General features: G+C 73.8%; 24 protein-coding genes and 2 pseudogenes. 13 read left to right on the top strand and 13 right to left on the bottom strand.

The annotated features are described in order from the left end of the window. Nucleotides 1-209: hypothetical protein (locus tag ACIRQ9_RS02845; protein WP_404166369.1), on the top strand; the 209-nt coding region annotated here is incomplete at its 5' end. A gap of 66 nt (nucleotides 210-275) precedes the next feature. Here ACIRQ9_RS02845 and ACIRQ9_RS02840 read toward each other — a convergent pair. Further along, nucleotides 276-491: a DUF4177 domain-containing protein gene (locus tag ACIRQ9_RS02840; RefSeq protein WP_351317206.1), complete on the bottom strand. Its 216-nt coding sequence runs from the start codon at nucleotides 489-491 to the stop codon at nucleotides 276-278. A 152-nt stretch (nucleotides 492-643) separates the two neighbouring features. Between ACIRQ9_RS02840 and ACIRQ9_RS02835 the strand changes: the two are divergent. After that, nucleotides 644-829 (top strand): annotated as a pseudogene (locus ACIRQ9_RS02835) (ABATE domain-containing protein); the annotation flags it as partial. 60 nt (nucleotides 830-889) lie between these two features. On the opposite strand, the gene ACIRQ9_RS02830 reads toward ACIRQ9_RS02835, so the two are convergent. After that, a complete protein-coding gene (locus ACIRQ9_RS02830; RefSeq protein WP_404166367.1) occupies nucleotides 890-2026 on the bottom strand; it encodes a sugar ABC transporter substrate-binding protein in 1137 nt (378 codons plus the stop codon). Between the two features lie 477 nt (nucleotides 2027-2503). Beyond that, nucleotides 2504-3352, bottom strand: coding sequence for an alpha/beta fold hydrolase (locus ACIRQ9_RS02825; RefSeq protein ID WP_404166365.1), 849 nt, complete (start codon nucleotides 3350-3352; stop codon nucleotides 2504-2506). A 316-nt stretch (nucleotides 3353-3668) separates the two neighbouring features. Here ACIRQ9_RS02825 and ACIRQ9_RS02820 point away from each other — a divergent pair, with 316 nt between their 5' ends. Together ACIRQ9_RS02820 and ACIRQ9_RS02815 are read left to right on the top strand one after the other, a co-directional pair. Then, the gene (locus tag ACIRQ9_RS02820) at nucleotides 3669-4376 is read left to right on the top strand and encodes a type 1 glutamine amidotransferase domain-containing protein (protein ID WP_404166364.1); all 708 of its coding nucleotides are present in this window, start codon (nucleotides 3669-3671) and stop codon (nucleotides 4374-4376) included. Nucleotides 4377-4383: 7 nt separating this feature from the next. Beyond that, nucleotides 4384-5766: an NADP-dependent succinic semialdehyde dehydrogenase gene (locus ACIRQ9_RS02815; protein WP_404166362.1), complete on the top strand. Its 1383-nt coding sequence runs from the start codon at nucleotides 4384-4386 to the stop codon at nucleotides 5764-5766. 13 nt (nucleotides 5767-5779) lie between these two features. On the opposite strand, the gene ACIRQ9_RS02810 is transcribed toward ACIRQ9_RS02815, so the two are convergent. Further along, nucleotides 5780-6289, bottom strand: a complete 510-nt coding sequence (locus ACIRQ9_RS02810) for a DinB family protein (RefSeq protein ID WP_404166360.1) — start codon at nucleotides 6287-6289, stop codon at nucleotides 5780-5782. 76 nt (nucleotides 6290-6365) lie between these two features. Then, nucleotides 6366-6584: pseudogene (locus ACIRQ9_RS02805) on the bottom strand (hypothetical protein); the annotation flags it as partial. Between the two features lie 257 nt (nucleotides 6585-6841). On the opposite strand from ACIRQ9_RS02805, the gene ACIRQ9_RS02800 reads away from it, so the two are divergent. Next, entirely contained in the window at nucleotides 6842-8224 is a 1383-nt protein-coding gene (locus ACIRQ9_RS02800) for a phosphatase PAP2 family protein (protein ID WP_404166358.1), read from the top strand. A gap of 90 nt (nucleotides 8225-8314) precedes the next feature. Then, on the top strand, nucleotides 8315-9337 hold the full coding sequence (locus tag ACIRQ9_RS02795) for an aromatic acid exporter family protein (RefSeq protein WP_404166356.1): 1023 nt from the start codon (nucleotides 8315-8317) through the stop codon (nucleotides 9335-9337). Nucleotides 9338-9374: 37 nt separating this feature from the next. On the opposite strand, the gene ACIRQ9_RS02790 is transcribed toward ACIRQ9_RS02795, so the two are convergent. Then, nucleotides 9375-11498, bottom strand: a complete 2124-nt coding sequence (locus ACIRQ9_RS02790) for a PQQ-binding-like beta-propeller repeat protein (protein WP_404166354.1) — start codon at nucleotides 11496-11498, stop codon at nucleotides 9375-9377. A gap of 282 nt (nucleotides 11499-11780) precedes the next feature. Between ACIRQ9_RS02790 and ACIRQ9_RS02785 the strand changes: the two genes are divergently transcribed. The 3 genes from ACIRQ9_RS02785 to ACIRQ9_RS02775 all read left to right on the top strand — a co-directional run bounded on the left by ACIRQ9_RS02785 (nucleotide 11781) and on the right by ACIRQ9_RS02775 (nucleotide 13851). Further along, nucleotides 11781-12332: a DUF4232 domain-containing protein gene (locus tag ACIRQ9_RS02785; RefSeq protein ID WP_404166352.1), complete on the top strand. Its 552-nt coding sequence runs from the start codon at nucleotides 11781-11783 to the stop codon at nucleotides 12330-12332. A gap of 167 nt (nucleotides 12333-12499) precedes the next feature. Continuing rightward, a complete protein-coding gene (ribB, locus tag ACIRQ9_RS02780; protein WP_404166350.1) occupies nucleotides 12500-13171 on the top strand; it encodes a 3,4-dihydroxy-2-butanone-4-phosphate synthase in 672 nt (223 codons plus the stop codon). Then, nucleotides 13162-13851, top strand: coding sequence for an HAD family hydrolase (locus tag ACIRQ9_RS02775; protein ID WP_404166348.1), 690 nt, complete (start codon nucleotides 13162-13164; stop codon nucleotides 13849-13851). Before ribB ends, ACIRQ9_RS02775 begins: the two co-directional genes overlap by 10 nt. Nucleotides 13852-13868: 17 nt before the next feature. Here ACIRQ9_RS02775 and ACIRQ9_RS02770 read toward each other — a convergent pair whose 3' ends face one another. From ACIRQ9_RS02770 to ACIRQ9_RS02755, 4 genes are all read right to left on the bottom strand, one after another. Then, nucleotides 13869-15455 (bottom strand): carboxylesterase/lipase family protein, encoded by a 1587-nt coding sequence (locus ACIRQ9_RS02770; RefSeq protein ID WP_404166346.1) that lies wholly within the window; start codon nucleotides 15453-15455, stop codon nucleotides 13869-13871. Nucleotides 15456-15494: 39 nt separating this feature from the next. Next, the gene (locus ACIRQ9_RS02765; RefSeq protein WP_404166344.1) at nucleotides 15495-16139 is read right to left on the bottom strand and encodes a GPP34 family phosphoprotein; all 645 of its coding nucleotides are present in this window, start codon (nucleotides 16137-16139) and stop codon (nucleotides 15495-15497) included. 238 nt (nucleotides 16140-16377) lie between these two features. After that, a complete protein-coding gene (locus tag ACIRQ9_RS02760; RefSeq protein ID WP_404166342.1) occupies nucleotides 16378-17037 on the bottom strand; it encodes a response regulator in 660 nt (219 codons plus the stop codon). Further along, entirely contained in the window at nucleotides 17034-18233 is a 1200-nt protein-coding gene (locus ACIRQ9_RS02755) for a sensor histidine kinase (RefSeq protein ID WP_404166340.1), read from the bottom strand. The genes ACIRQ9_RS02760 and ACIRQ9_RS02755 overlap by 4 nt, the downstream gene beginning before the upstream one ends. A gap of 99 nt (nucleotides 18234-18332) precedes the next feature. On the opposite strand from ACIRQ9_RS02755, the gene ACIRQ9_RS02750 reads away from it, so the two are divergent. Continuing rightward, complete coding sequence (locus tag ACIRQ9_RS02750; RefSeq protein WP_404166338.1) at nucleotides 18333-19583, top strand: acyltransferase family protein; 1251 nt, start codon at nucleotides 18333-18335, stop codon at nucleotides 19581-19583. A 415-nt stretch (nucleotides 19584-19998) separates the two neighbouring features. Here ACIRQ9_RS02750 and ACIRQ9_RS02745 read toward each other — a convergent pair whose 3' ends face one another. Next, nucleotides 19999-20838, bottom strand: coding sequence for a DUF1206 domain-containing protein (locus ACIRQ9_RS02745; protein WP_404166336.1), 840 nt, complete (start codon nucleotides 20836-20838; stop codon nucleotides 19999-20001). A 173-nt stretch (nucleotides 20839-21011) separates the two neighbouring features. Between ACIRQ9_RS02745 and ACIRQ9_RS02740 the strand changes: the two genes are divergently transcribed. Beyond that, nucleotides 21012-21851: an RNA polymerase sigma factor SigF gene (locus tag ACIRQ9_RS02740; RefSeq protein ID WP_404166334.1), complete on the top strand. Its 840-nt coding sequence runs from the start codon at nucleotides 21012-21014 to the stop codon at nucleotides 21849-21851. 103 nt (nucleotides 21852-21954) lie between these two features. Here the strand turns inward: ACIRQ9_RS02740 and ACIRQ9_RS02735 are convergent, their stop codons facing one another. After that, nucleotides 21955-22422 (bottom strand): ATP-binding protein, encoded by a 468-nt coding sequence (locus ACIRQ9_RS02735; protein WP_404166332.1) that lies wholly within the window; start codon nucleotides 22420-22422, stop codon nucleotides 21955-21957. Nucleotides 22423-22687: 265 nt separating this feature from the next. On the opposite strand from ACIRQ9_RS02735, the gene ACIRQ9_RS02730 reads away from it, so the two are divergent. Further along, on the top strand, nucleotides 22688-22858 hold the full coding sequence (locus ACIRQ9_RS02730) for a hydrophobic protein (protein WP_362640162.1): 171 nt from the start codon (nucleotides 22688-22690) through the stop codon (nucleotides 22856-22858). Nucleotides 22859-23076: 218 nt separating this feature from the next. Here the strand turns inward: ACIRQ9_RS02730 and ACIRQ9_RS02725 are convergent, their stop codons facing one another. Beyond that, nucleotides 23077-23709 (bottom strand): DedA family protein, encoded by a 633-nt coding sequence (locus tag ACIRQ9_RS02725; protein WP_404166329.1) that lies wholly within the window; start codon nucleotides 23707-23709, stop codon nucleotides 23077-23079. A 124-nt stretch (nucleotides 23710-23833) separates the two neighbouring features. Here ACIRQ9_RS02725 and ACIRQ9_RS02720 point away from each other — a divergent pair, with 124 nt between their 5' ends. Continuing rightward, entirely contained in the window at nucleotides 23834-24418 is a 585-nt protein-coding gene (locus ACIRQ9_RS02720) for a TerD family protein (RefSeq protein WP_404166327.1), read from the top strand. Nucleotides 24419-24481 lie beyond the last annotated feature (63 nt).

The following is a 24481-nucleotide window of genomic DNA, read 5'->3' as shown; positions in this document are numbered from 1 at the left end:
TCAACCCGGACATCGTCTCCACGGCCTGCCCGTTCTGCCTGGTGATGCTGACCGACTCCGTCAACGGCAAGAAGAACGACGGCAAGGCCAAGGAGGCCATCACGGTGGTCGACGTGGCCCAGCTGCTCCTCGACTCCGTGAAGACCCCGGCCGACCCGGCGGGCACCGCTGAGGAGGAGAGCGCGCCGGAGCCGGAGCCGGTGAAGTAACCCCCGTGCACGGCGAACGCCCCCCGGCCCACTGCGGGCCGGGGGGCGTTCCGTGTTGCGGCGGGGTCAGCCGCGCGGGCGCTCGAAGGTGAGCAGCAGGCCCTCGACGGCGCCGGGACCTATGCGGCCCTTGACGTCGGCGGCGGTGATGGCCTTCAGGCCCCAGCCGTCCTCGGCGTGCTTGTTGAGGACCTTCTCCAGCTTGTCGCTGTCCAGGGCGTCGCCGATCAGCGACTCACGGAAGGTGACGACCTTGTACTCGTACGCGTAGGCACTGCTCATGTCTGCGGGATCCTCCTGCCGGCGGGGCCGGGTAGGGACGGGTTGCCGGGGCCAGACAATCACCCCGGCGCGCCGCCGCACACCGCGGGACCTCGATTACCGGGCGGCGGTCGCCTCCACGGTCCGCGGGAGCCCGTCGGCGGGCTCCGGAGCACGACGGGGCGGCACTGACCGTGGTCGACAACGCGGCGCGCAGGCCGCCGGCCGTGCCGCAGCTCACCCCCTCCGGCCGCTGGACGCGGGCGAGTCCGCAGGAGGCCCTCTCCCTGGTCGCGCGGCACGCCGTCGAGCCGCTGAGCGGGCCGGACGTGCCCCTGCTCAAGGAGTGCGCGGGACCGGGGTCGCCGTCGTCGCCGCGTAGCGCGGAGCGGCCCGGCCTCCGGGGGCCGGGCCGGCGGTCAGTGCAGGCCGATCGCCGCGCAGTCGGCCGCGTACTTCGGGGTGCAGATCTGGGAGACGGAGTAGACGCCGTCCGCGACCACCGTGTCCTTGATGTCGTCCCTGGTGAGGGAGACCACCGGCACGAGGGTCGCGGGGATCTTCCGGCCGTCCGGTCCTGCGACCGTGTCGTGGGTCAGCGCGTCGTACTGGATGTCCTTGCCCTGGACCTTGTACACCGCCATCTGCGCGGCCTGGGTGGCCTCGTCCAGGAAGGACTTGTAGACGGTCATGTACTGCTCGCCCGAGACGACCCGCTGCACGGCGTCCAGGTTGGCGTCCTGCCCGGTGACCGGCGGGATGTGGGTGGCCCCGGCCTTCTTCATCGTGTCGATGACGGCGCCCGCCATGCCGTCGTTGGCCGAGTAGACGGCGGCGATGTTCTTGAGGCCGACGGCCCGGATCGCCTTCCTCATGTTCGTCTCGGCGACCACCGGCGACCACTTGTCGGTGTCGTAGGCCTTGATGACGCGGACCTTGTTCCGGAACTCGTCGAGGGCGCCCTCCTTGAAGCTCGCCGTGTTCGGGTCCGCGGGGTCGCCGTTCATCATCACGATCTCGCTGGTCTCCGCCTTGCTGCCGAGCGCCGTCATGATGGCGCGGCCCTGGACCTCGCCGACGAGTTCGTTGTCGTGGGAGACGTAGGCGTCGACCGGGCCCCTGGCCAGCCGGTCGTAGGCGATGACGGGGATGCCGGCGTCCTTGGCCCTGCGGACCTCCGGCTCGATGGCCTTGGCGTCGACGGCGTCCACCAGGACGATGTCGACCTTCCGGTCCACCATCCGCCGCAACTGCCGGCTCTGGGTGGCCGGGCTCGCCTCGGCGTTGGCGTAGACGACCTCGCCCTTGCCGTGGGTCAGGGAGGCGACCTCCTTCGTGAAGATGGGGTGGTCGAACGTCTCGAACCGTGCCGTGTCCTTGTCGGGCAGGAGCAGACCCACCGTGATGTCGTCACCCTTCGCCGCGGGCTCGGAGTCACCGCTTCCGCCGATGGCGTCGACGACCCCGCACCCGCTGAGCGCGAGGGCGGACAGGGCGGCGGCCACAGCGAGGGCGGCACGGGTCACGGGGGTGCCGTGGAGGACAGGAGCGCTCACATCAGGCGCCTTCCGAGTGGGGGGAGCATCATGCGCAACCGATGATGTGGAGGAAGCAAACGCGGAGCGGCCGGGCGCGTCAAGCCGGTCGAGCGCCACGCCCGTTGGGCGGCGCGGGGCGTCACGGAGCGGCAATCCGGGTCAGGACGCGCGTTGTTGCTGGTCAGGACGGTGCGCTCGGAAGGGTGTGTGCGAGGCCGCCGAATGTGCGGATTTCGTCGACCCGGGGACAGGAACCGGTGAAGGTCCCGTGAAGCGGCGGCAGTTCGCATCCGCGATCGTCGCGGGCGGCCGCTTCATCCGGGTGGCGGTACGAGGCGGGACGGGCCGGCCGGGTGGCGCGGGGCGTGTCCTCCTCGCGCCGGGACCCGAACGGCCCTCAGCCGCGGCCGGGTTCACCGTCCGGGTACGGCACCCCGGCGGCCGCGAGCCGCCGGGGCCGCGCCACGCACGTCCGGCGGGCGGCGGCCTCCGCCGCTACCGCTGCTGCCGGCCGGTGTCCTGGGCGGCGCTCACGATGAGCGCGGTGACCTCCTGGGGATGGGAGATCAGGGACACGTGCGAGGAGTCGATCTGCACGGTCCTGCGGGCGTGGGCGCGCTTGGCCTCGTACCTCTCCAGACTCGGGTTGATCGCCCGGTCCTGGTTGCCGACGAGCACGTAGACCGGCTTGGTGCGCCAGGCCGCCGCGGTGGCCTTGTCGGTGAACGCGGACTGCGCGATCGGGCGTTGCGTCGCCGCGAGGACGGACGCCTGCTGCTGCGAGAGGTCCTGGGCGAAGGTCGCGCGCAGCTTGGCGGGCTGGATGTACACGTCCGTGCCGGTGGTGCCGTCGCCGTTACGGAACGGCACCGGCTGGAACGCCTTGGTGAGCGGGACCGCCGGGAACTTGGCGGAGAGGCTGGAGAACGACTCGCCCTTGTCCGGCATGATCGCGTTGATGTAGACGAGCGCCTTGACGTTGTCGAGACCGTCGGCCGCCTGCGAGATCACCTCGCCCCCGTAGGAGTGCCCGACCAGCACGACCGGACCCTTGATCGTCTTCAACAGGCTGTTCAGATACGTGGAGTCCTGCGGTATGCCACGCAGCGTGTTGGGCGGAGCGATAACCCGGTAGCCGTCCCGCTGCAGGCGCTGCACCACCGCGTTCCAGCTGGACCCGTCGGCGAACGCGCCGTGCACCAGCACCACCGTCGGCTTCTGCCCGCCCGGCGCCGCGCCGGCACCGTCCGCCGCGTGCGCGGGCACCACGGTCAGGGCGGCGAGCACCGACACCCCGAGGGCCAGCCGGCCCTTGCCTGATTTCAAGATCCCAGAGGCGGTCATGTGCTTCCACTTCCTCGGCGTACGAATTCCTCGGCGTACAAAGCGAAGGCGTACGAATTCCTCGGTGTACAAGGCGAAAAGGGCGGGCCGGGAGGCCGGGCTTCGGGATGAGATCAGCGTAGTCCCGTATCGGCGGCGGTCAAACCGGAAACCCGTGCGCACGGCGCATCCGCGCGCACAGCAACGGACCGCGGACAGGCCGTTAACGGACGGCGGGGAAAACGCGGATGACTCCGTCACGAGTTGCTGCCGCCGAACGGCCCGCTCAGAATTTAGTTCGTCTGCTCAATTCGTCCGCGCACCTACGGAGTTTCCCATGGCCAAGATCCTGTGCGTGCTGACCGGCGCGAGTTACTGGACCCTCAAGGACGGACACCGGCATCCGACCGGCTACTGGGCCGAGGAGTTCGTCGCGCCCTACAGCGTGTTCACCGCGGCCGGACACGAGGTCACCGTGGCAACTCCGCACGGCGTCGTCCCGGTTGTGGACACGATGAGCCTGGAACCGCGCATGACGGGCGGCGAGGAGAACTCCCTCCAGGAGGAGGCCGTCATCGAAGCCGCGGACGAACTGCGCCACCCCGTCTCCCTGCGGGACGTGCGCCTGGAGGACTACGACGCGGTCTTCTACCCCGGCGGACACGGCCCGATGGAGGATCTCGCGGTGGATCGAGAATCCGGGGAACTGCTGATCAGGGCGCTCGCGTCCGGCAATCCGCTCGGCATCGTCTGCCATGCCCCGGCCGCCATCCTGGCCACCCGCGACGAGAACGGCGACACGCCTTTCGCGAACTACCGGCTGACGGGATTCTGCAACGAGGAGGAGGCCGGCGTCGGTTTCGCCGACAGGGCCAAGTGGCTGCTGGAGGACGAACTCAGGAAGCTGCCGACCGAGTACTCGCGGGGACCCGCCTGGGAGCCGTACACGGTCGCGGACCGCAATCTCTACACCGGCCAGAACCCGGCGTCCTCGGGCCCGCTGGCCCAGGAACTCGTCGAGGTGCTGGCCGGGGCGGACAGGTGAGTGAACCATGGCCATCGCAACGACCAGTCCGGTGACGGGCCAGGTCCTGAGGACCTTCGACGAGCTGACCGCCGAGGAGCTGGAGGACAGACTCGCGCGGGCGGCGGCCGCGGCCGCCTCGTACCGGCTGACGAGCGTCGAGGAGCGGGCGCGCTGGCTGCAGCACGCGGCCGAACGCCTGGAGAAGGAGGTCGAGAGCGTCAGCCGGATGATCACCGAGGAGATGGGCAAGACGTTCCGCGCGGCGGAGCAGGAGGTGGCCAAGTGCGTGCACGGGCTGCACTTCTACGCCGCCGAGGGCCCCGGTTTCCTGCGGGACCTGGACGGTGACGCCGAACGCGTGCAGGCGAAGCGGACGTTCGTGACGTACCAGCCGATCGGGGTGGTGCTCGCGGTGATGCCGTGGAACCTGCCCCTGTGGCAGGCCATGCGGTTCGCGGCGCCCGCGCTGATGGCCGGGAACGTGGGCCTGCTCAAGCACGCCTCGAACGTGCCGCAGTGCGCCCTGTACCTGGAGGAGCTCTTCAGGGACGCGGGCTTCCCCGACGACGTCTTCCAGACCCTGCTGATCTCCTCGGGACGGGTGGAACAGGTGCTGCGCGACCCGCGGGTGGCCGCCGCGACGCTGACCGGCAGCGAGCCGGCGGGCCGGTCGGTGGCCTCGATCGCCGGCGACGAGATCAAGAAGGTGGTCCTCGAACTCGGCGGTTCCGACCCGTTCATCGTCATGCCCTCCACCGACCTGGACCGGGCCACCGACGTCGCGGTGAAGGCGCGGTGCCTCAACAACGGGCAGTCCTGCATCAACGGCAAGCGGTTCTTCGTCCACCAGGACGTCGGCGAGGCGTTCCTGGAGATGTTCGTCGCGAAGATGGGCGCGCTGGTGGTGGGCGATCCGATGGACGAGGCCACCGACGTCGGGCCGCTGGCCACCGAGTCCGGCCGGCAGGACGTGGCGGCCTACGTGGACGACGCCGTGAGCAAGGGCGCGACGGTGCTGCTGGGCGGCCGGCTCCCGGAGGGCCCCGGCTGGTACTACCCGCCCACCGTGCTGACCGGCATCACCGCGGAGATGCGGATGTACCACGAGGAGGTCTTCGGCCCGGTCGCCCAGGTGTGGACGGTCGCCTCCCTGGAGGAGGCCCTGCGGGAGGCCAACGGGCATCCCTACGGCCTCGGTTCGAACCTGTGGAGCGAGGACGAGGCCGAGCGCGAGGTGTTCGTCCGCGACGTGCAGTCCGGCATGGCCTTCATCAACGGCAACACGACCAGCTATCCCGAGATCCCCTTCGGCGGCGTCAAGCGCAGTGGCTACGGCCGTGAGCTGTCCGACCTCGGGATGCGGGAGTTCATGAACGCCAAGACCGTCTGGATCGGCGCGGACGCCTGACGCCCGCGGAAGCTCAGGCTCCCACGGTCCCGTCGATGCCCTCCCGGAGGAAGTCGGCGTGACCGTTGTGGCGGCCGTACTCCAGGAGGACATGGATCATCACCATCCGCAGCGACACCTCCTCCTGCCAGCGCGGCTGGTGTCCGGCCACGTCCAGCGAGGCGGCCTCGCGCTCGATGCGGCGGGAGGCCGCCACCTCGGCCTCCCAGGCGGTGAACGCCTCCGCGCGGGTCGACGCGCTCGCGTCGTAGGCCGCCTGGAAGTCGATCTCCTCGGACCACACCATGGGCGCGTCGTTGTCCTCGAACACCCGCCGGAACCAGGCTCGTTCGACCTCCGCCATGTGCCGCACCAGACCGAGCAGGGAGAGCGTGGACGGCGGCATCGACCGCTGCCGCAGCTCCTCGTCGGTGAGCCCCTCGCACTTCATGGCGAGGGTCGCCCGGTGGTAGTCGAGAAAGGCCCGCAGCGTGTCGCGCTCGCTGCCGAAGGCGGGCGGTCCCGTGCGTGTGTCGCTGGTCACCGATGACTCCTCGTCCGGTCCGTGGTCCGCGGGCCGGATCGCCCGGCGTCCGGACCCCACTCTGCGACCATGATCCTCACGGGGTCCAGTACCTGGCGAGTGCTCCTTCCCGGTACGGGGCCGGACTGACGCTGAGATCACCGGCGAAGGGGCGGTCCAGGACGAAGACCAGCAGCAGGCTGAAGCCGACGAGCCCGGCGACCGAGGCGACGAACAGGATCTGGACCCGCAGCTTGCGCATGCCGTACAGGAACGTGAGCGGGACCAGGACCAGCGCCCCGCCGACGGCCAGCAGGGCCCGCCGTGCCCGTACGGGGTGAGGTTCGCACCACCGAGTGAGCGGCCCCGGCCGGGGGTCCGCGCACAACCGGTGGACCCCCTCTGGTCCCCCGCCACCGGAGGGTGAACAATCCGGGAGTCTTTCCTGAACGAGACCGGAACCCGGCAGGCGCGCCTTCCGTCTTCCCGGATCGGGCAGGTGTCGTCGTCTAGCGAATCGGCCGGAAATTGAGATCCATACCACCGCGGGTTCCTTCGCGAACGAGCGACGGAATGCCGCTCTCCCGCCGGCACCGGGCCGGGGCGGGACTCTGGGCCGCGGCCGGAGTCACCGCCCTGGGGTTCCTCCTCGCCATGGAGATCGCGGCACGGCACTACGGTCTGCCGGGCCCGCTCACCAACCAGGCGCGGGAGGTGGTCTTCGCCCCCAAGTCGGGCTTCCTGCTGTACGCCGGCATGGCGCTGATGATGACGGTGCTGACCTGGCGGCAACGGCTCGTCGCGCTGGCCGCCGCGGTCGGCATCGACCTCGCCGTCGTCGCGCTGCGGTGGGCGCTCGGCGTCCAGGTGACCGACGGCCATCCCTTCGGCAACGGCGCGCTGTGGGTGATCCTGGGCACCGCGGTCCTCGCGGTCACCCGCCGCACCGGCGACGAACGGGTGCTGCTGCTCAAGGGCGCCGGGCTGGGCCTGCTGCTGGTGACCGGCCGCAAGACCGGCGACACCTGGCTGCTCCTCACCTCGAAGACCCGCCCGACGGTCCTCGACCAGTACGTGGCCACCGCCGACCGCGCGCTGGGCGATCCCTCGTGGCTGGTGGGCCGGCTCGTCACGACCACCGGACCGGTCGGCTTCAACCTCCTCGACATCGTCTACGGCCAGCTCGCCGTGGCCGCGGTCGTCGTCGCGCTCTACCAGCTGCGCCACGTGGCGGTCGAACGGCGCTTCCCCCGGCACCACCTGGTGCGCACCTTCCTGGTGATCGGCCTCCTCGGACCGGCCGTCTACCTGATCTTCCCGGTGGTCGGACCGGTCTTCGCCTACGGCACCGGTGTCGAGCACTGGGCCTCGGTCAGCCTGTGGCCGGAGGCGCCGGTCGGCGGCGCGGGCCACGACCCGGGCCACTGGGAGGTGGCCGACCTGTGGCCGCACACGATGCCGGCCGTCGACACCCCGCACGGCATGCCGTTCGACGGGTTCACACCGCGCAACTGCATGCCCAGCCTGCACACGGCCTGGGCCGTCGCGATCTTCATCCACTCCCGCAGCGGCCCGCGCGCGCTGCGCTTCGCCGGCGCGTTCTGGCTGGTCGCCACGCTCACCGCGACGCTGGGCTTCGGCTACCACTACGGCGTGGACCTGATCGCCGGCGCGGTGTTCACGCTCACCGTGGAGGCGGCGCTGCGCTCGTTCGACCGCGGCTGGGACCGGCCGGGGCTCCGGTTCGTCGCGTACGGCACGACCGTCTTCGTCGCGCTCCTGCTGGCGTACCGCTGGCTGCCGCTGGAGATGGCCCGCTACCCGTGGGTGGCCGGACCGCTCCTCCTGCTCACGCTCGCCTCGGCCGTCTACGGCTACCTGCGGACCCAGCGCGAGGCCGTGGCGGAACCGCCCCCGACCCCCCGCCAGGACCTGCAGCCGGAGGCGACGCATTAGGGACCCGTGGCTGCGGTCACCGTGCCGCCGTGGGACACGCGGGGGCGCCCGCACCGGAGGGCGGCCGGGTGCGGTGCCTAAGGTGTGCGGGTGACAGGCCTTTCGCCGTGGACGCGGGTGCGCTCCAGGCTCACGGCACAGGGGCCGACGGCGGCCCGGATCCTGGTGATCGCGGTGGTCTGCTGGCAGACCGCGCTGTGGGCCGGTGCCGACCAGCCGCCGGTGTTCGCCGCCATCGTCCCGCTGCTGTGCCTGCGCGGTGACTCCGCCTCCTCGCTGACGGCCCTGCTGCTGAGGATCCTCGGCGTGATGGCGGGCGTGGCCCTCGGCGTGACCGTGGTCCACTTCTTCCGGCCGGCCACGGGCGTCCTCGCCGTCGTGCTCGGTCTCGCGCTGCTCTGCGGGACCGTCGTCAGCTCGGGCACCACGCTGAACGTGCAGGTCGCGGTGACCTCGCTGCTGGTCTTCGCCAACTCCTCCCCGGAGTCCTACGGCTTCGCCCGGCTGTGGGAGAACGCGCTGGGCGGCGCGGTCACCGCCGTCCTCGCTCCGCTGCTGTGGCCGCGCGACCCCCGCCGGGAGGCGGGGACACTGGCCCGCCGGTACGCCGACGACCTGGCGGCGGGCCTGGTCCGCGGCGCCCGCGCGATCGGCTCGCCGGACGCCGCGTACGCGAACCGGGAGTACACGCGGGCGGAGGCGGCCAGGCTGCGGGAGTACGGGGAGCGGGCCGGGGAGGCGCGGAAGGCCATGCGGTTCAATCCGCTGCGCCGCCGCCACCGGGCCGAGGTGGCGGAACTGGGCGACCGGATCGGCCGCGCCGCCCAGGCCGCGCCCCATGTCCTCGCCCTGGCCGCCGAGGTGGACTTCTTCACCGCGCGCGACGGGCCCACGGCGGTCCTGTCCCGGGCCAGGACCCGTCTCGTCCCGGTCGCCGAGGCCACCGCGGGCGCCCTGCGGGCCCTGCTCGAAGGACGGGACCCGGGTCAGGACGCGGCCGCCGCCCGCGCCGCGCTGGCCCGGTACAAGGAGGAGGACGCCGAGCCGGTGGCCGTGCTGCTGCGCAGACCGTTCACGAAGATCCTCGACCTGTGCGCGGGCTCCCGCGGCTGACGGCCGCCCCGCGCCGCGCGTCCGCGTCCGGGTCCGGTCAGCCGGATCCGTCCGGGCCCCGGGAGAAGACCGTGTCGCCGGCCGTCGCCACGATCGCGTCCCCGACGAGCAGGACGTGCGGCGGGTAGTCCTGCGCCTTGTCGCCGGGGTCCGCGAGCGCCGAGGTGCGCCAGAGCGCCGCCCCGGTGCGGCTGTCGAGCGCCAGCAGCCGCCCGAACCGGTTGGCGAAGCAGACCCGCCGCCGCGTCGTCGACACCGCGGGCGCGGACAGGCTCTCCACGTCCGTCACCTTCTGCCACAGCTGCCTGCCGCTGTCCGCCGACACCGCGGTGACCACCCCGTCGGACCGGACGAAGTAGACGACGCCGTCCACCAGGGTCGCCGCGCCGGTCAGCGGATGCGCCAGCGGTGTCCGGCCGACCTCCCCGGTCTCCGTGGCCACCCGCAGCAGCGCGTCGTACGGCCGCTCGTACCCGGACTCGTAGACGTCCTTGGCGGTCTGCGGGGCGAGGAAGAGCGGTTGGCCGCCCACGGCGCCGAGCGGCAGCGCCTTCTCGGGCAGCCTGGCGACCTCGCTGAGGCTGCCGGCCTCCGGCTTCATCAGCTCGACCGGGGCCTGACCGGCCTCGGTGCCCCGCGAGCACAGGGCCCAGGGCGTGCCGCCCAGCGCCGCCGGAGTGCAGTACTCGTCCAGCGAGGGCGCCCGCCACAGCTCCTTGCCGGAGGGACCGTAGGCCACGAACGACTCGTAGTCGGGGGACAGGGTCAGCAGCCCGTCGTCGTACAGGACGGCCGGCTGGGACTTGTTGATGTCGCGCTGCCAGCGGCGGTGGCCGGTGGCGGCGTCGAGGGCCACCAGACGCCTGATCCTGTCGTTCGGATCCTCGTAGACGTAGACCAGGCCGTCGCGGACACCGATCGGCCGCGTCCCCTGCGGGCGGGTGCCGGCCCGCCACAGGACACGGCCGGAGGCCGCGTCGACCCGGGCGGCGATGAACCCCGTACCGCCGCAGAACAGGGCGTCTCCCCGCGTCACGCATCCGGGGCTGTCGTAGTCGAGCGGGACGCCCTTGACGTCGTACCGCAGCTTCGTGGTCCACGGCCGCCAGCCGTCGGGCAGGTCGGCCGCACGGGCGGTGGCACCGGAGACGGCGGTCCCGGCGGGGGCGTCAGGACCGGACAGCAGGACCCCGGTCACGGCGCACAGCGCGGTGAGGATCAGCGCGGCGAGGCCGGCGAGCAGCATCCGGGACCGCCGACGGCCGCCGGTGCGCGGGTCCGTGCCGGTACCCGTCCGCGCGACGGGGGCCGGACCGGGGGCGAGGTGCGGGGCGGGGGCCGGGGCGTCGTCGGAGTCCGGGAGCGCCTGGAGCATGCGCTGTACGTCCGCCAGTTCCGGGCGGGCGGCCGGGTCCTTGTCGAGGCAGCGCTCGACGATCTCCAGGAACGCGCCGGGCACCCCGCCGAGGTCCGGAGTGCCGTGCACCACCTGGTAGCCGGTGATGTACGGGCTGTCGGCGTCGAACGGCCCGGTGCCGACGGCCGCGAACACCAGCAGCGAGCCGAGCGAGAACACGTCCGAGGCCGGGGTGACGTCCCGCGGGGCGGCCAGCTGTTCCGGCGACATGAAGGGCGGGGTGCCGATCATCCGCCCGGTCGTGGTGAGGCTCTGGTTGTCCGCGGCGCGGGATATGCCGAAGTCGATGACGCGCGGACCGTCATCGGTCATCAGGACGTTGCGCGGTTTGAGGTCCCGGTGCACCAGGCCCGCGCGGTGGATGTCGCGCAGCGCCTCGGTGAGCCCGAGCCCCAGCGCGCGCAGTTCACGCCCGCTCAGCGGGCCGCTCTTCTCGACGACTTCGGCGAGGTCGGCCCCCGGCACGTGGAGCGTCGCCATCCACGGCCGTTCGGCGTCCGGGTCGGCGTCCACGACGGGGGCCGTGAAGGCGCCGCTCACCCGGCGCGCCGCCGCGATCTCCTGCCGGAACCGCGTCCGGAACTCCTCCTCCTCGGCGTACGGCCCGCGCACGAGCTTGACCGCGACCCGCCGTCCCGACGCGGAGACACCGAGGTAGACGACTCCCATGCCGCCCGCCCCGAGCCGGCCGAGAAGGGTGTACCCGCCGATGGACTCCGGGTCCCCCGGGCTCAGGGGCGTCATCGCCGACCGTCCTTCCGAGCGCCTGTCTGCCTCACGGGGATCAGCGTAGGGCCTGCCGCCGCCGGGACAGAGCCGCCCACCAGCGTGTCCCGTCCCGTCGGGCGTTCCAGGAACACCGCGTCACCGCAGGTCAGAGCCGCTGTCCGCGTTCCAGCTTCCCGGACCGCCGGTGGGTGATGGCGCGCGGGACAGCGCCCGGCACAGGCTTTGACCGTCCGAGCACGACCTCTTCCGGACCTTCACAGCGACATCTTCCGGACCTTCAGAGAAAGCAGCCCCCTCATGCGTGTACCGGCCCGTTTCCCCTCCCGCACCGCCGCCTCCTCCCTGGTCGTCGCCGCCGCCCTCGCGGCCGTCGGCGTCCAGGCCACCGCGCAGACCGCCTCGGCCGCCACCCCTAGGAAGGCCGCCTCCGTCGTCACCTGCACCACGGCGAACACCAAGCTGACGGTCACCCAGGTGTCCCGTCCGGTCAACCACCTGCTGCTCAAGGCCACCAACACCGGCACCAAGCCCTGCTACGCCTACATCGCCCCCTTCCTGCGGGCCGGCGCCGACGCCCAGGCGCCGCTGAACTGGGCCGACGAGACCACTCCGCAGGCCGTGGTGACGCTCGACCCCGGCAAGTCGGCGTACGCGGGCATCACGACCTCCACCCCGGAGGGCGAGGGCGGCGCCAAGGAGAAGACCCTCGGCGTGATCTTCACGAACCGCAACGGCAAGGCGATCAACGGCGAGAAGACCCTGACGCTCCCCGGCGGCGGTGTCTTCTTCAACAGCGCGGCCGACGTCACCTACTGGCAGGACAACGCCCAGGACGCCCTGGCCTGGTAACCGGGCGCCGCGGCCGTCTCGAAGAGCGCCGGGCGCACCGGAGCGCTCCGGTGCGCCCGGCGGCCGGCCGTCGTGCCGCAGGCGCCGCCGTGACCGGCCTCAAGTCCGCCCCGCGGGCCGCCGATGCATCCCGCAGGAACGATCGAGCCGGGAAGGGGCTGGTTCCTGTGACGTCGGTTTCGGTGCCGCGGCAACCCGCGGACCAGGACACGGTGGCCGCGGCCGTCGAGGAACTGCGGGCCGGACGGCCCGTGATCGTGACGGACGACGCGGACCGCGAGGACGAGGGAGACCTCGTCATGGCCGCGCAGTTCGCCACCGCCCTGACCGTGGGCTTCTTCGTCCGCCACACCAGCGGTCTGATCTGCGCGCCGCTGGCGCCCGAGATCGCCGACCGGCTGGAGCTGCCGCTGATGGTCCCGCCCGCCCCGGACACGGGCGCGGGACCGCAGGACACGACCGCGTACACCGTGTCGGTGGACGCGGTCGGCACCGGCTCGGGCATCTCCGCCGAGGACCGGGCCCTGACCCTGCGGACATTGGCCGACCCCGCGACCCGGCCCGCCGGGCTGATCCGTCCGGGCCACGTGTTCCCGCTCCGGGCCCGGCCCGGCGGGACCGCCGAACGCCGCGGGCACACCGAGGCCACCGTCGATCTGCTGCGGCTCGCGGGCCTGACGCCGGTCGGCGCGATCAGCGAGGTCTGCGAGGACGACGGCTCACTGGCCCGCGCCGGCCGGCTGCGCGCCTTCGCCCGGGAACACGGGCTCACGCTCATCTCCATCGAGCAGCTGGCGCCCCGGCCGCACCTCGGCGACCGGACGACGGCATGCCCCTGACCCACCGCGCGACCGTCTTCGACCTGGACGACACGCTCATCGACACCGCCGGCGGCTGGGCCCGCGCCTGCGCCGCGTTCAGCGCCCGCCACGGCCACCGGTGGACCGCCGCGGACACCGCCGCGCTCCACGGCAACGGCGGCTGGGCGTCGTACGTCGCCGGCCTGTGCGGCGGTACGGCGGACGCCGCGGACGTCGTCGAGGCCTGCACCACCGCCATGGTCGGCGAGCACGCCGCCGGTCTGGTGCGGGCGCTGCCGGGGGCGCTGGAACTCGTCCTCGAAGCCGAGCGGTACGGCCCGGTCGCGGTGGCCACCGCCAGTCCGCGCCGCTTCGTGCACGCCGTCCTCGACGGGCTGGGCCTGACGGACCGGCTGAGCGCCGTCGTGTGCGGCGAGGACGTGGAGCGGGCCAAGCCCGCGCCCGACGCCTACCTGCGGGCGGCCGCGCGGATCGGCGTGGAGCCCGCGGGCTGCCTCGCCGTCGAGGACTCCCCGAACGGCATCCGCGCGGCGGCCGCCGCCGGCCTGCGGGTCCTCGCCGTCCCGCGCGACGGCATGCGCCTGCCCGCCCCCGTCGACCGCCTGGTCACCGGGCGGGCCCGCACGGCCGCCGACGCGCTGCCCCTGCTGCGCCGCCTGGCCGGCGCCGGGCGGGAGCCGGAGCCGGTGCCGCGCTGACCCGGCGGCGCGGGCCGTCACGGCAGGGCGTTCCAGAACGGGCACCGGTGGGCGGCCGCGGTGGCGGCCGGGCCGGTGCGGTCGGGGGCCAGGGACTGTACGGCGCCGGGCCGCCAGGCCGGCCGGTGCGCGGTGGGTGCGAGCACGGCGTTCGGGTCGCCGGTGCGGGCGAAGCCGGACCAGTAGTCGATCATCAGGTCGGCCAGCCGGTGCTGGGCCGGGGTCATGGCGCGCGGGCGGCCGCCCAGGTCGAACAGGTACGGGAGTTCGCTCGCGTGCGGTGCGCCGAGCGGGAACGGCGGCGTGCCCGGGGTGAGCGGCGGGGCGTGCTCGTCGGCGAACTCGTAGCGCCACACCGGGGCATGACGGGCGAGCAGGGCGGCGGAGCGCAGCGTGGGACAGGCGAAGTTGCTGTCCCCGATGACCGCCCCGAACACCGGGCCGCCGTCGGACCCGGTGACCGGATAGGCGCGGACCACGGCCGCCGCCGACGCCGGGTCGGGGAAGAAGGCGGCCACGACGTCGGGCCAGGTCCGCGGGGTGACGGGGTTGCCGGCCCGGATGATGCCGGCGGCCCAGCCGTTGCCCTCGTCGCGGGTGCCGCCGATCAGGACGGGCACGCGCCGCGTCCGTCCCCGCGCGAGGGCCGCGCCCGGGTCCTGCGGCAGGAGCGGGGTGCCGTAGGCGGGATGCTGGTCGGTGTCCTGCGCGGCGAGCAGCCGGGAGACGCTCACGTGCCGCAGGCAGGCCGGCTGGTCGGGGGCGGTTCCGCAGCCCACGGCGGCCGCGAACCGGGTCCCGGCCGCGCGTACCTCGCTCAGCGGCGCCGCGGAGGGCGCGAACGGACGCTCCGGCCGGCCGGTGCACGGACCGCTCTGGATGATCGCCCGGTCGAACAGGCCGGCGGCCGACGGCGAGGCGAGCTGGGCGCAGACGCCGAAGCCGCCCGCGGACTCGCCGGCGAGGGTGACGTCGCGGGAATCACCGCCGAAGGCACCGATGTTCGCGCGCACCCAGCGCAACGCGGCCTGCTGGTCGGCGAGTCCGAAGGTGCCGGAACCGGGCAGCCGGTCGTGCGCGAGGAAACCCAGGACGCCCAGGCGGTAGTTGACGGTGACCACCACGACGTCGCCGCGCACCGCCAGCCGGTGGGCGTCGTAGGAACTGCCCGCGCCGGTGGTGAACCCGCCGCCGTGCAGCCAGACGATCACGGGCCTGGGCCGCCGGGGCGTGGCGTCGGCGGGCGCGGTCACGTTCAGGTGGAGGCAGTCCTCGTCCGTGCTGCCGCCGGGCACCTCGCCGGCCTGCTGCGGGCACGCGCTGCCGGGCGCGGTCGCGTCCCGCACGCCCGGCCACGGTGCGGGGCGCCGGGGCGGGGCCCAGCGCAGGCGGCCGACGGGGGCGGCCGCGTAGGGGACGCCCTCGAAGGTGCGGTAGCCGTCCCCGGCGCCGCCGCGCAGGGCGCCGTCGTGGGTCCGTACGACCGTGTCCGGTCGCGGCACCCGCTCCGCGGCGCCCGCGGGCCCGGCGGGCACGGCGGTCCAGGCGGCGGCCAGGCACGCCAGGACCGTGGTCAGTCGTCGTACGGTCGGGATCCTGCGCATCGTCTCCCCCGTTGCGGTGTGGTCGGTACCGGTGGTGGTTCAGCTGCCGCCCATGCCGCCCTGGGCGGCGATCATCGTCGTCCGCAGTCCGCGCACCGCCTTCTCCAGGCCGGGCGCGAGGGCGCCGAGCCGGCCGGTGAGGGCGTCGATCCGGGCCCGGTGGGCCCGGGTGTCGTGGCGCGGGGCGACGGACGGGACGTGACCGGCCGCGGACAGCACGACCAGGGCGGCGTCGGCGGCGTCGGCCTCGGCGGCCGGGCCGGTGGCGTGCAGGACGGCCGCGGCACGGGCGGTGAGCGCCCGGACGGCCGCCGGGTCCGACACCGTCACGCGGCGGCGGGCGAACGGGCCGCCGCGCTCCTCGACGGTGATCGAGCCGAGTGCCGCGAGCCGGTCCTCCACGGCCCGCAGCGTCCGTTCGCGGTGCCGCCGCACGAGCGCCTTCCAGCCCTGCGGCCGGCCGGCGGCCTCCCGCAGGACCTCGTCCAGCACCGGGTCGCCGGTCGATCCGGAACCGGCGGTCCGGACCGCGCCGTCGTCGCCCGGCACCAGGTGCCCGCGCAGGGCGAGTTCGACGAGGACGGCGGCCCGCACCAGGAACCCGGTCCTGCGGCGGTCCCAGGGGCCGCGGGCCGCGTCGTCGTGGGCGAGCAGATACATCCGGTAGGGCAGCGCGTCGGTCATGCCTTCGACGCTAGGCGCGGCGCCCCCGCCGCGGATCGGCCCCGGGGACGGCCTCGGAATAGGCGCCGGGACGCAGCGCGCGCGGACGTCATCCTCAGGGAGGAGACGACACGCCCTCGGCAGACCACCGGCCCACGCCAGGGGCCGCCCGCTTCAGGAGACCGCCCGCGCGAGGAGACCGCCCACGCCAGGGGGCCACCCGCGCCAGGGGCTCGCCCGTGTCAGGGAGCCGCCCGGTTCAGGGGCGGCGTGGGCGGACCAGTCCGCAGTCGTAGGCCGCGACCACGGCCTGGACCCGGTCGCGCAGCCCCAGTTTGCGCAGGACCGCGGAGACGTGGTTCTTGACGGTGGCCTCCGACAGGGCCAGCTCGCGCGCGATCTCCGCGTTGGACAGCGCCTGCCCGACCAGCGTGAGCACCTCGGTCTCCCGCGGCGACAGTCCCTGCACTCCCTCCGCGGGGGCCGTGCGGGGCGCGGTGCGCAGCAGTTGGTCGAGCATGCGGCGGGTGACGCTCGGCGCCAGCGGCAGGCCGCCCCGGGCCGTGCCCCGGATCGCGTCGACCAGTTCGGCGGGCCGGATGTCCTTGAGCAGGAACCCGCTGGCTCCGGCCCGCAGCGCGGCCAGCACGTGCTCGTCGACGTCCCACGTGGTCAGCACCAGCACCCGGGCCGCACCGCCGTCGGCGACGATCCGCCGGGTCGCCTCGATGCCGTCAAGGACCGGCATCCGTACGTCCATCAGCACCACGTCCGGCCGCGTCCGGCGCACCAGCCGTACCGCCTCGTCCCCGTCGGCCGCCTCGCCGACCACCTCCAGGTCGTCCCGGGCGTCGATGATCATGCGGAATCCGGTGCGGACCAGTGCCTGGTCGTCGGCCACCACGACCCGGATCGTCATGTCGGGCCCTCCCCGGGCGGTGTCGTGCCCCCGGCGGCCGACGCCGCGTGCCCCGTGGGCAGGGTCGCGTGCACGCGCCAGCCGCCGCCGTCGAGCGGGCCCGCGCGCAGGCTGCCGCCCAGCAGCGCCGCGCGCTCCCGCATGCCGGTGAGGCCGTTGCCCGTGCCCGGTACGGCCGTGCGCGGCCGCGGGCGCGGGCGGCCGTCGTCGACCACCTCGACGTCCACCGCCGCCGCCCCGAGACGCACCGACACCCGCACCTCGCCGGCGCCGTCGGCGTGGCGCAGCACGTTGGTGAGCGCCTCCTGGACGATCCGGTAGGCCGTGAGGTCCACGGCCGCCGGCGGACCGGCGGCGGCGTCCCCGGGACCGTCCCGCCGTACGACGACCGACAGACCGGCCGCGCGCGCGGTGTCCGCCAGCGCGTCCAGCCGGGCCAGTCCCGGCGGCCCGGCGCCGGGCTCCGCGGTCGGCCCGTCGTCCCGGAACGCCCGCAGCAGCCAGCGCAGTTCGGTCAGGGCCGAGCGTCCCACCGTCTCGATGTCCCGCAGCGCCTGCCGGGCCTGTTCGGGACGGTCCGTGAAACCGTCCTCGGCGGCGCTCGCCTGGATCACCATCACGGACACGGTGTGCGCGACCACGTCGTGCACGTCGCGTGCGATGCGGGCCCGTTCCTCCGCCACCGCACGCCGCGTCTCGGCCGCCGCCCTGGCCCGCCGCGTCCGGTACAGCTCCCCGGCGGTCCAGGCCAGCGCGACGGCCAGCAGGTAGAGCGGCAGACCGAGGCCGCCGCCGGCCTGCGGCGCGAGCGGCGCCGGCACGCACAGCGCCGCCGCACCGCGCAGGGAGATCCGCCGGGGCCGCGTCGCCGCCAGCGCGCACAGCGCGACCTGCGCGGCGAGCAGCGCGCCCGTCAGGGTCACCGCCGGGAACAGCGCGAACACCGCGAGGCCGGTCACCGCCGTCACGCCGAGCACGGCCGCCGGACGGCGCGGGACCCACCACAGCGCACCGAACTGGAGCACGGCCAGCCCCGCCGCCAGCGCCGGCCGCCGGTCCGCCCCGGCCGCCGCCGACGCCAGCGCCACCGCGACCGCGACCGTCGGCACGACGACGGCCGGGACCGCCGGGCCGAGCGCACCGGCGGACGGCGCACCCGGCCCGCGCCACCGCCGCCGTCCCGGTTCCCGAGTCACGCGTCCCACCGTAGCGACCGTGCCCGGCCCACGGCGCTGACCTGCGGGAGACCGGCGCGCTGGTGTGGTCGCGGCCGGCGGGGGCAGACGCCGCTCATCATGAGCACCCTCCAGCGCGGCACCGCGGACGAGACCACCCGGCTCGGATCCGGGGCGCGCGAGGCGCCGGCCGACGTGCCCGCGGCCGCGGACCGGGGCGCGGGCGGCGGCCGGGGTTTCGCACCGGCGCTCGGCGGTGGCGGGCGGGTGACGGGGCTGGACGGGCTGCGCACCGTCGCGGTGCTGCTGGTGATCGTCTACCACGTGCGGCCGGACCTGGTGCCCGGCGGCGCGGTGGGCGTGGACGTGTTCTTCACGATCAGCGGCTTCGTCATCACCCGGCTGCTGGTCGCCGAGTACGCCCGTACCGGCGGGATCGGCCTGTGGCCGTTCTACCGGCGGCGGTGGCTGCGGCTGATGCCGGCCCTGCTGGTGATGTGCGTGGTGACCGCGCTGCTGTCGCTGGCCCTTCCCCTGCCGCTGTTCCACGGGACCTGGCTGGCGGCGCTGCTCGCGGCGGGTTCGGTGGTCAACCTGGTGCGGGCCGGGGACTTCGCGGCCCCCGCGGACCCCACCGCGCCGCTCGGCCACACCTGGTCCCTGGGCGTGGAGGAGCAGTTCTACCTCGCCTGGCCGCTGCTGCTGCTCGCGCTGCTGCGGCGCTCGGCTCCGCGCACGGTGCTGGGCGCGGTCGCGGCGCTGTGCCTGTTGCCGGTGGTGTGGCGGACGGTCCTGTGGGACCCGGCCGCGGTGCACCGCATCTACAACGGGCCCGACACCCGCGCCGACCAGCTCCTGGTCGGCGCCCTGCTGGCCCTCGTACTGGCCCGGCTGCGCGAGGACGATCCCCGCCGGGAGCGGCTGCGCCGGTGGGCGGGACGGCTCTGGCCGCCTGCGGCCGTGCTGCTGGCGCTGATCGCCTGGCGGATCCCGATCACCGAGACCAGTGGCTGGAGCCCCCTCTGGTACACGGCCGGATTCCTGGCCGCCGCCGTGCTGTCGGCCTGCGTGGTGGCCGCCCTGCAGCTGTGCCCGCGCTCCCCGCTCTCCCGCCTGCTGTCGCTGTCCGGGCCGGCGTGGATCGGGCGCAACCTCAGCTACGGGATGTACCTGTGGCACTACCCCGTCATCCGGCTCCTCCACGACCTCGGCGTACCGGACGGCCTGCTGCTCCCGGCGGGCCTGGCGGCGACGCTCGTCGTGGCCCTCGCCTCGTACACCCTGCTGGAGCGGCCCCTGCTGCGGCGCGGCCGGCCCCGGGTGCGCCGCCTGGATCCGGTCGACGTCGCGGCCCGCGCCCCGGCCCGGTGACCGGCCGGGGCCCGCGCACCGGCCCGGTGACCGACCGCGGCCCACACACCGGCCCGGTAAGAGGGCAGGGCCCGCACACCGGTCGGGTGACCGGCCGGGGCCCGCGCACCGGCCCGGTGACCGACCGCGGCCCACACACCGCCCCGGTGACCGACTGCGGCCCACACACCGGTCCGGAGGCCAGGGCCCGCACACCGGTCGGGAGACCGCCCGCAGCCCACACACCGGCCCGGTAACTGGCCGCAGCCCGCCCACCGGTCGGGTGACCGACTGCGGCCCACACACCGGCCCGGTAAGAGGCCGGGGCCGGCGCACCAGCCCGGTGACCGACTGCGGCCCGCGCACCGGTCGGGTGACCGGCCGCGGGCCGCGGTGTGCCGTCCGTCGTGGCTCGTGGGCCCCGTCGCGCCGGCCGTCAGACCTTGCGCCAGCGGGCGTTGGCCCAGGAGAACACCCCGAAGGCCATCAGGCCGACGGCGATCAGCGCCAGCAGCCACGGGCCCGCCGGGGTGGCGGCGAACGTGCGTAGGGTGTTGTCCATCCCCTTGGCCTTGCCCGGCTGGTGCTGGACGGCGGCGGCGATGGCGAAGCCGCCCGCGGTGGCGAACACGATGCCCCGGGCCGTACCGCCGAAGACACCGAAGAAGGCGACGGCCTTGCGCATCCGCGCCGACATCTCCTGCATCTTGAGGTGCTTCTCGAACTTGCGCATCAGGGCGCGGGCGGCGATCCAGAGGCCGGCGGCGGTCACCGCGGCACCCGCGATGCCGACGATCCACTGCCCGCCGGGCCAGTCCAGCGCCTTCGCCGTCACGTCCTGGGAGTTCTTGTCGGAACTCCCGCTGCCGCTGCCCTTGTCCCCGGCCGCGAAGGAGAGCACGGAGTAGGCGACGAATCCGTAGAAGACGCACCGGCCCGCCGCCATGGCCCGCTTGGTCGCCTTGCCCCCGTCGGGGCCCGCCTGCCCGAAGGCGGCCTCGGACAGCCGCCACAGCGCCATCCCGGCCAGCGCGATGCCGAGCAGCCACAACAGCACGGTGCCGAAGGGCTTCTGGGCGATCTCCGCGATCGCGCCGCCCCGGTCGGCCTGCTCGCCTCCGCCGGAGAAGGCGATCCGCAAGGAGAGCACCCCGATCAGCACGTAGATGATCCCGCGGGCGACGAAGCCCGCGCGGGCGGCCACCTCGACCGCCCTGCTGTTCGCCGCCCGTCGAACTCGGTCCTGTCCGCCTGCCGTTACCGATCCAGTAGCCATGTCCTACCGGGTGCCCCCGAAGGACAGGGCCATCCCGGCACCCCGGACACCGACCCCCGCCGACCCATGACAATAAAATGAGGAATGCCTGACGACGACCGGGGTAGACGCGTGCGTGCCGGGCGACGATCCGGCGAGGACACGACATGGGTGACCGACTGGGAGGGCTCAGCATGCCGACGACGACCGTTCAGACCGCCGGGCAGAGGACGGACGTTCCCGAGATCGCGGACCCGTCCAAGGTCGCACCCAAGGACGCGCGGGAGTTGTCGAAGCTGTTCTTCGACCGGCTGGCGGTCCTGGAGGAGGGCACGCCCGAGTACAGCTGCGCCCGCAACACGCTGATCGAGATGAACATGTCCCTGGTGCGCTTCGCGGCCGGCCGCTTCCGCAGCCGCGGCGCGGAGGAGATGGAGGACATCGTCCAGGTCGGCATGATCGGCCTGATCAAGGCGATCGACCGCTTCGAGCTCACCCGCGAGGTCGAGTTCACCTCCTTCGCGGTGCCGTACATCGTCGGCGAGATCAAGCGCTTCTTCCGTGACACCACCTGGGCCGTGCACGTCCCGCGCCGGCTCCAGGAGGCGCGCGTCCAGCTCGCCCGTGCCACCGAGGAACTCCGCAGCCGCCTCGACCGCACTCCCACGGTCAAGGAACTCTCGGAACTGATGAGCCTGCCCGAGGACGAGGTCCGCGAGGCCCGGCTGGCCGCCAACGGCTACAACTCCGCCTCCCTGGACGCCGCGATCGGCGGCAGCGAGGACGGCGAGAGCGCGCTGCAGGACTTCATCGGCACCGAGGACACGGCGCTGGAGCTGGTCGAGGACTTCCACACCCTGGCGCCGCTGGTCGCCGAGCTCGAAGAGCGGGACCGGCAGATCATCCACATGCGGTTCGTGGAGGAACTCACCCAGGCCCAGATCGGCGAGCGCCTGGGCATCTCCCAGATGCACGTCTCCCGGCTGCTGTCCCGCACCCTGACCCGCCTGCGCGAGGGCATGCTCACCACCTGACGGCCGCCGGGCCCCGGGCCCGTCCGACCCTTCACGGCCCTTCACGACCCTTCCCGTCCCGTCGTCGCCCCGAGCGCGGCGGGCGGGATGCGTCGGACCAGGCCTAGCGGCTCCCGTGCTCGGGTGCGGCGGGCGGACGCAGACGGAAGTGCGCGACCACCTGTTTACCGGTGTCGTGCACGACGGTCTGCAGCCTGCCGCACAGCCGGATCACCAGGTGCAGCCCGTGTCCGCCGACCCGGCGGGCGTCCCGCTCGGGCAGTACGGGCGGCTGCGGGGAACTGTCGCGCACGACGATGCGCAGCAGGCCGGTGTCCGGTGCCACCTCCAGGGCCAGGCCGCCGGGGCCGGGCGCGTGGCGCAGGGCGTTGGTGACCAGTTCACTGACGATGAGCTGGGCATCCTGGTTCGGCCGATCGCCGGGATGGTGACCGGCCCGGTCCAGCAGCGCGCGCACGGCCGCGCGGGCGTCGGCGACCGACGCGGCCCTCGTGTCCCACGCGGTGCTGTACCGCAGGGGCGCCGCGGGTTCCTGTTCGTCCGATGCCCGATTCTTCAGCGGGGTGACCATAGAACACTTCCCGTGGGTCGTCCTTGTCGTTTCGTCACAGGCTGTCGCCGTCGTTCTTCCTGTCGCGTACCCGGGGTCGCCGCATTCATGAGGGGACGGGACAGAACGGATTTCCGGCGGACAATTGCGAAGGGCCGTCCGCGGAAAGGGCCGCCCGCTGCCAGGGAAGAAGGCCTATGCCCACACTTTCCCTTCACAAACCAGGCACTGATCGGGAGTGACGGTGAAATGGCGGGGCACTCGGAGGGCCAGGAGGTCGATAAACATGGTTCCCTTGCTTCTTGTTCTGCTTCTCGCCCTGATCCTTTTCGGCGTCGGCTTCGCCGTCAAGGTGCTGTGGTGGGTGGCCATAGCCGTGCTCGTGCTGTGGCTGCTCGGTTTCGTGATGCGTTCCACCAATGCCGGAGGCGGCCGGGGACGCTGGTACCGATGGTGATCTGATCCCGTACAGCCCTGCGGAGGGGGCGGGCGGGGCCGGGCCGGCCCCCCCCCCCGCCCGGGCCCGGGGGGGTAACAGGGGGGGGGGGGGGGGCGGGGTGGGGTTGGGGGGGGGGCGCCCCCCCCCCCCGGGGGGGGGGGGGGGCGCCCCCCCGCCCCCCCCCCCCCCCCACGTCCGGGACAGGGCGTGATCCATGGGGTCGTCCGGGGGCCGGGTCAGCCCTGCTGCCGGTCGCGGCGGCGGTGGCGCAGCAGCCGCCGCAGAACGAGGGCCGCGGCCAGGACGCCGAGAGCGATGAGCGCGTACAGCTGGTAGCGGCGGATCTCGTCGTAGATCGCGGTGATGTGGGTGCCCGCGAGATAGGACAGGCTCGTCCACAGGCCGACCCACAGCGCGGCGCCGAGCGCGTTGAAGGCGAGGAAGCGGAGCCAGGGCATGCCGCTGGTGCCCGCGATGATGCCGTTCACCTGCCGCAGCCCCTCGACGAACCGGGCGACGGTGACGACCTTGCCGCCGTGCCGGACGAAGAAGTCCTCGGCGGCGCGGAAGCGCTCGGGCGTCAGGAACACGTAGCGGCCCCAGCGGTGCACGAAGGCCCGCCCGCCGGTGTGGCCGATCAGATAGCCGATGTTGTCCCCGACGACGGCCGCCACGAACGCGATGGCCGCGACGGCGACAATGTCCAGCCGTCCCGCCCCCGCGTACACCCCGGCGGCGATCAGGATCGTCTCCCCCGGCGCGGGCACGCCGAAGTCCTCCACGAGGACGACGGCGCCGACGGCCCAGTACCCGTAGTGGCCGAGCAGCGGAGCGAGGTGGGCCAGCGGTCCCGGAAGAGGCGGCGCCATCCCCCCACCGTACGCGGCGACCGTGCCGGGACGCGCACGATGGGCGGCCCCCTCACGCGGAACCGCGAGGGCGGCGGGCACACTCTGCGTGTTGTAGTCCCTCCGAGACAAGGATGCGCCACGCATGATCACGCTCACCAAGGAAGACGGTCCCGCGGACCTGGACGGGGTGACCCACCTGTCCCTCGGGGTCTCCTGGGACCCCACGGCCGGCAGCACCGGCGGAGTGCTGGGCAAGATCCGCCGCAAGACCGGCACCGACCTCGACCTGATCGCCGTCGCCATGCAGGGCGGTGACCCGGTGCGCCTCGCGGGGCTCGACTCGCTCGACCCCATGGGCAACGGTTCGCTGGTCCACAGCGGCGACAACCAGACCGGGCGCGGGGACGGCGACGACGAGACGGTGACCGTCGAGTTCGGCCGGATCCCGCCCAACATCACGTCGATCGTGTTCATAGCCGCCGCCTACAAGAAGGGCAGTTCCTTCCAGAAGGCGCGCAACATCAGCTTCAAGGTGTACGACGCGACCGGCGGCAGCTCCCAGCAGGTCGCCGACATCTGGCCGAGCCTGCTCACCCAGGACAACGGCTGCGCCGTCGCCAAGGCGATGCGGGTCGGCGGCGCCTGGAAGCTGGAGGTGATCAACACGACGGGAAAGATCAAGCAGGGGGACGAGCTCGCCCTGATGCGGTTCGCCGTCAGCAAGTAGGGCGCGCCCGCGGCACGGTCACGGCGGTCTCCCCTCCCGGCCGGACACCTCCGGGAGCCGGAC

It is taken from the genome of Streptomyces sp. NPDC101237, assembly GCF_044767465.1.
Lineage (GTDB): Bacteria > Actinomycetota > Actinomycetes > Streptomycetales > Streptomycetaceae > Streptomyces > Streptomyces gramineus.
The sequence above is the reverse complement of the archived record's forward strand: the minus strand, read 5'-3'. Positions and strand labels throughout refer to the sequence as shown.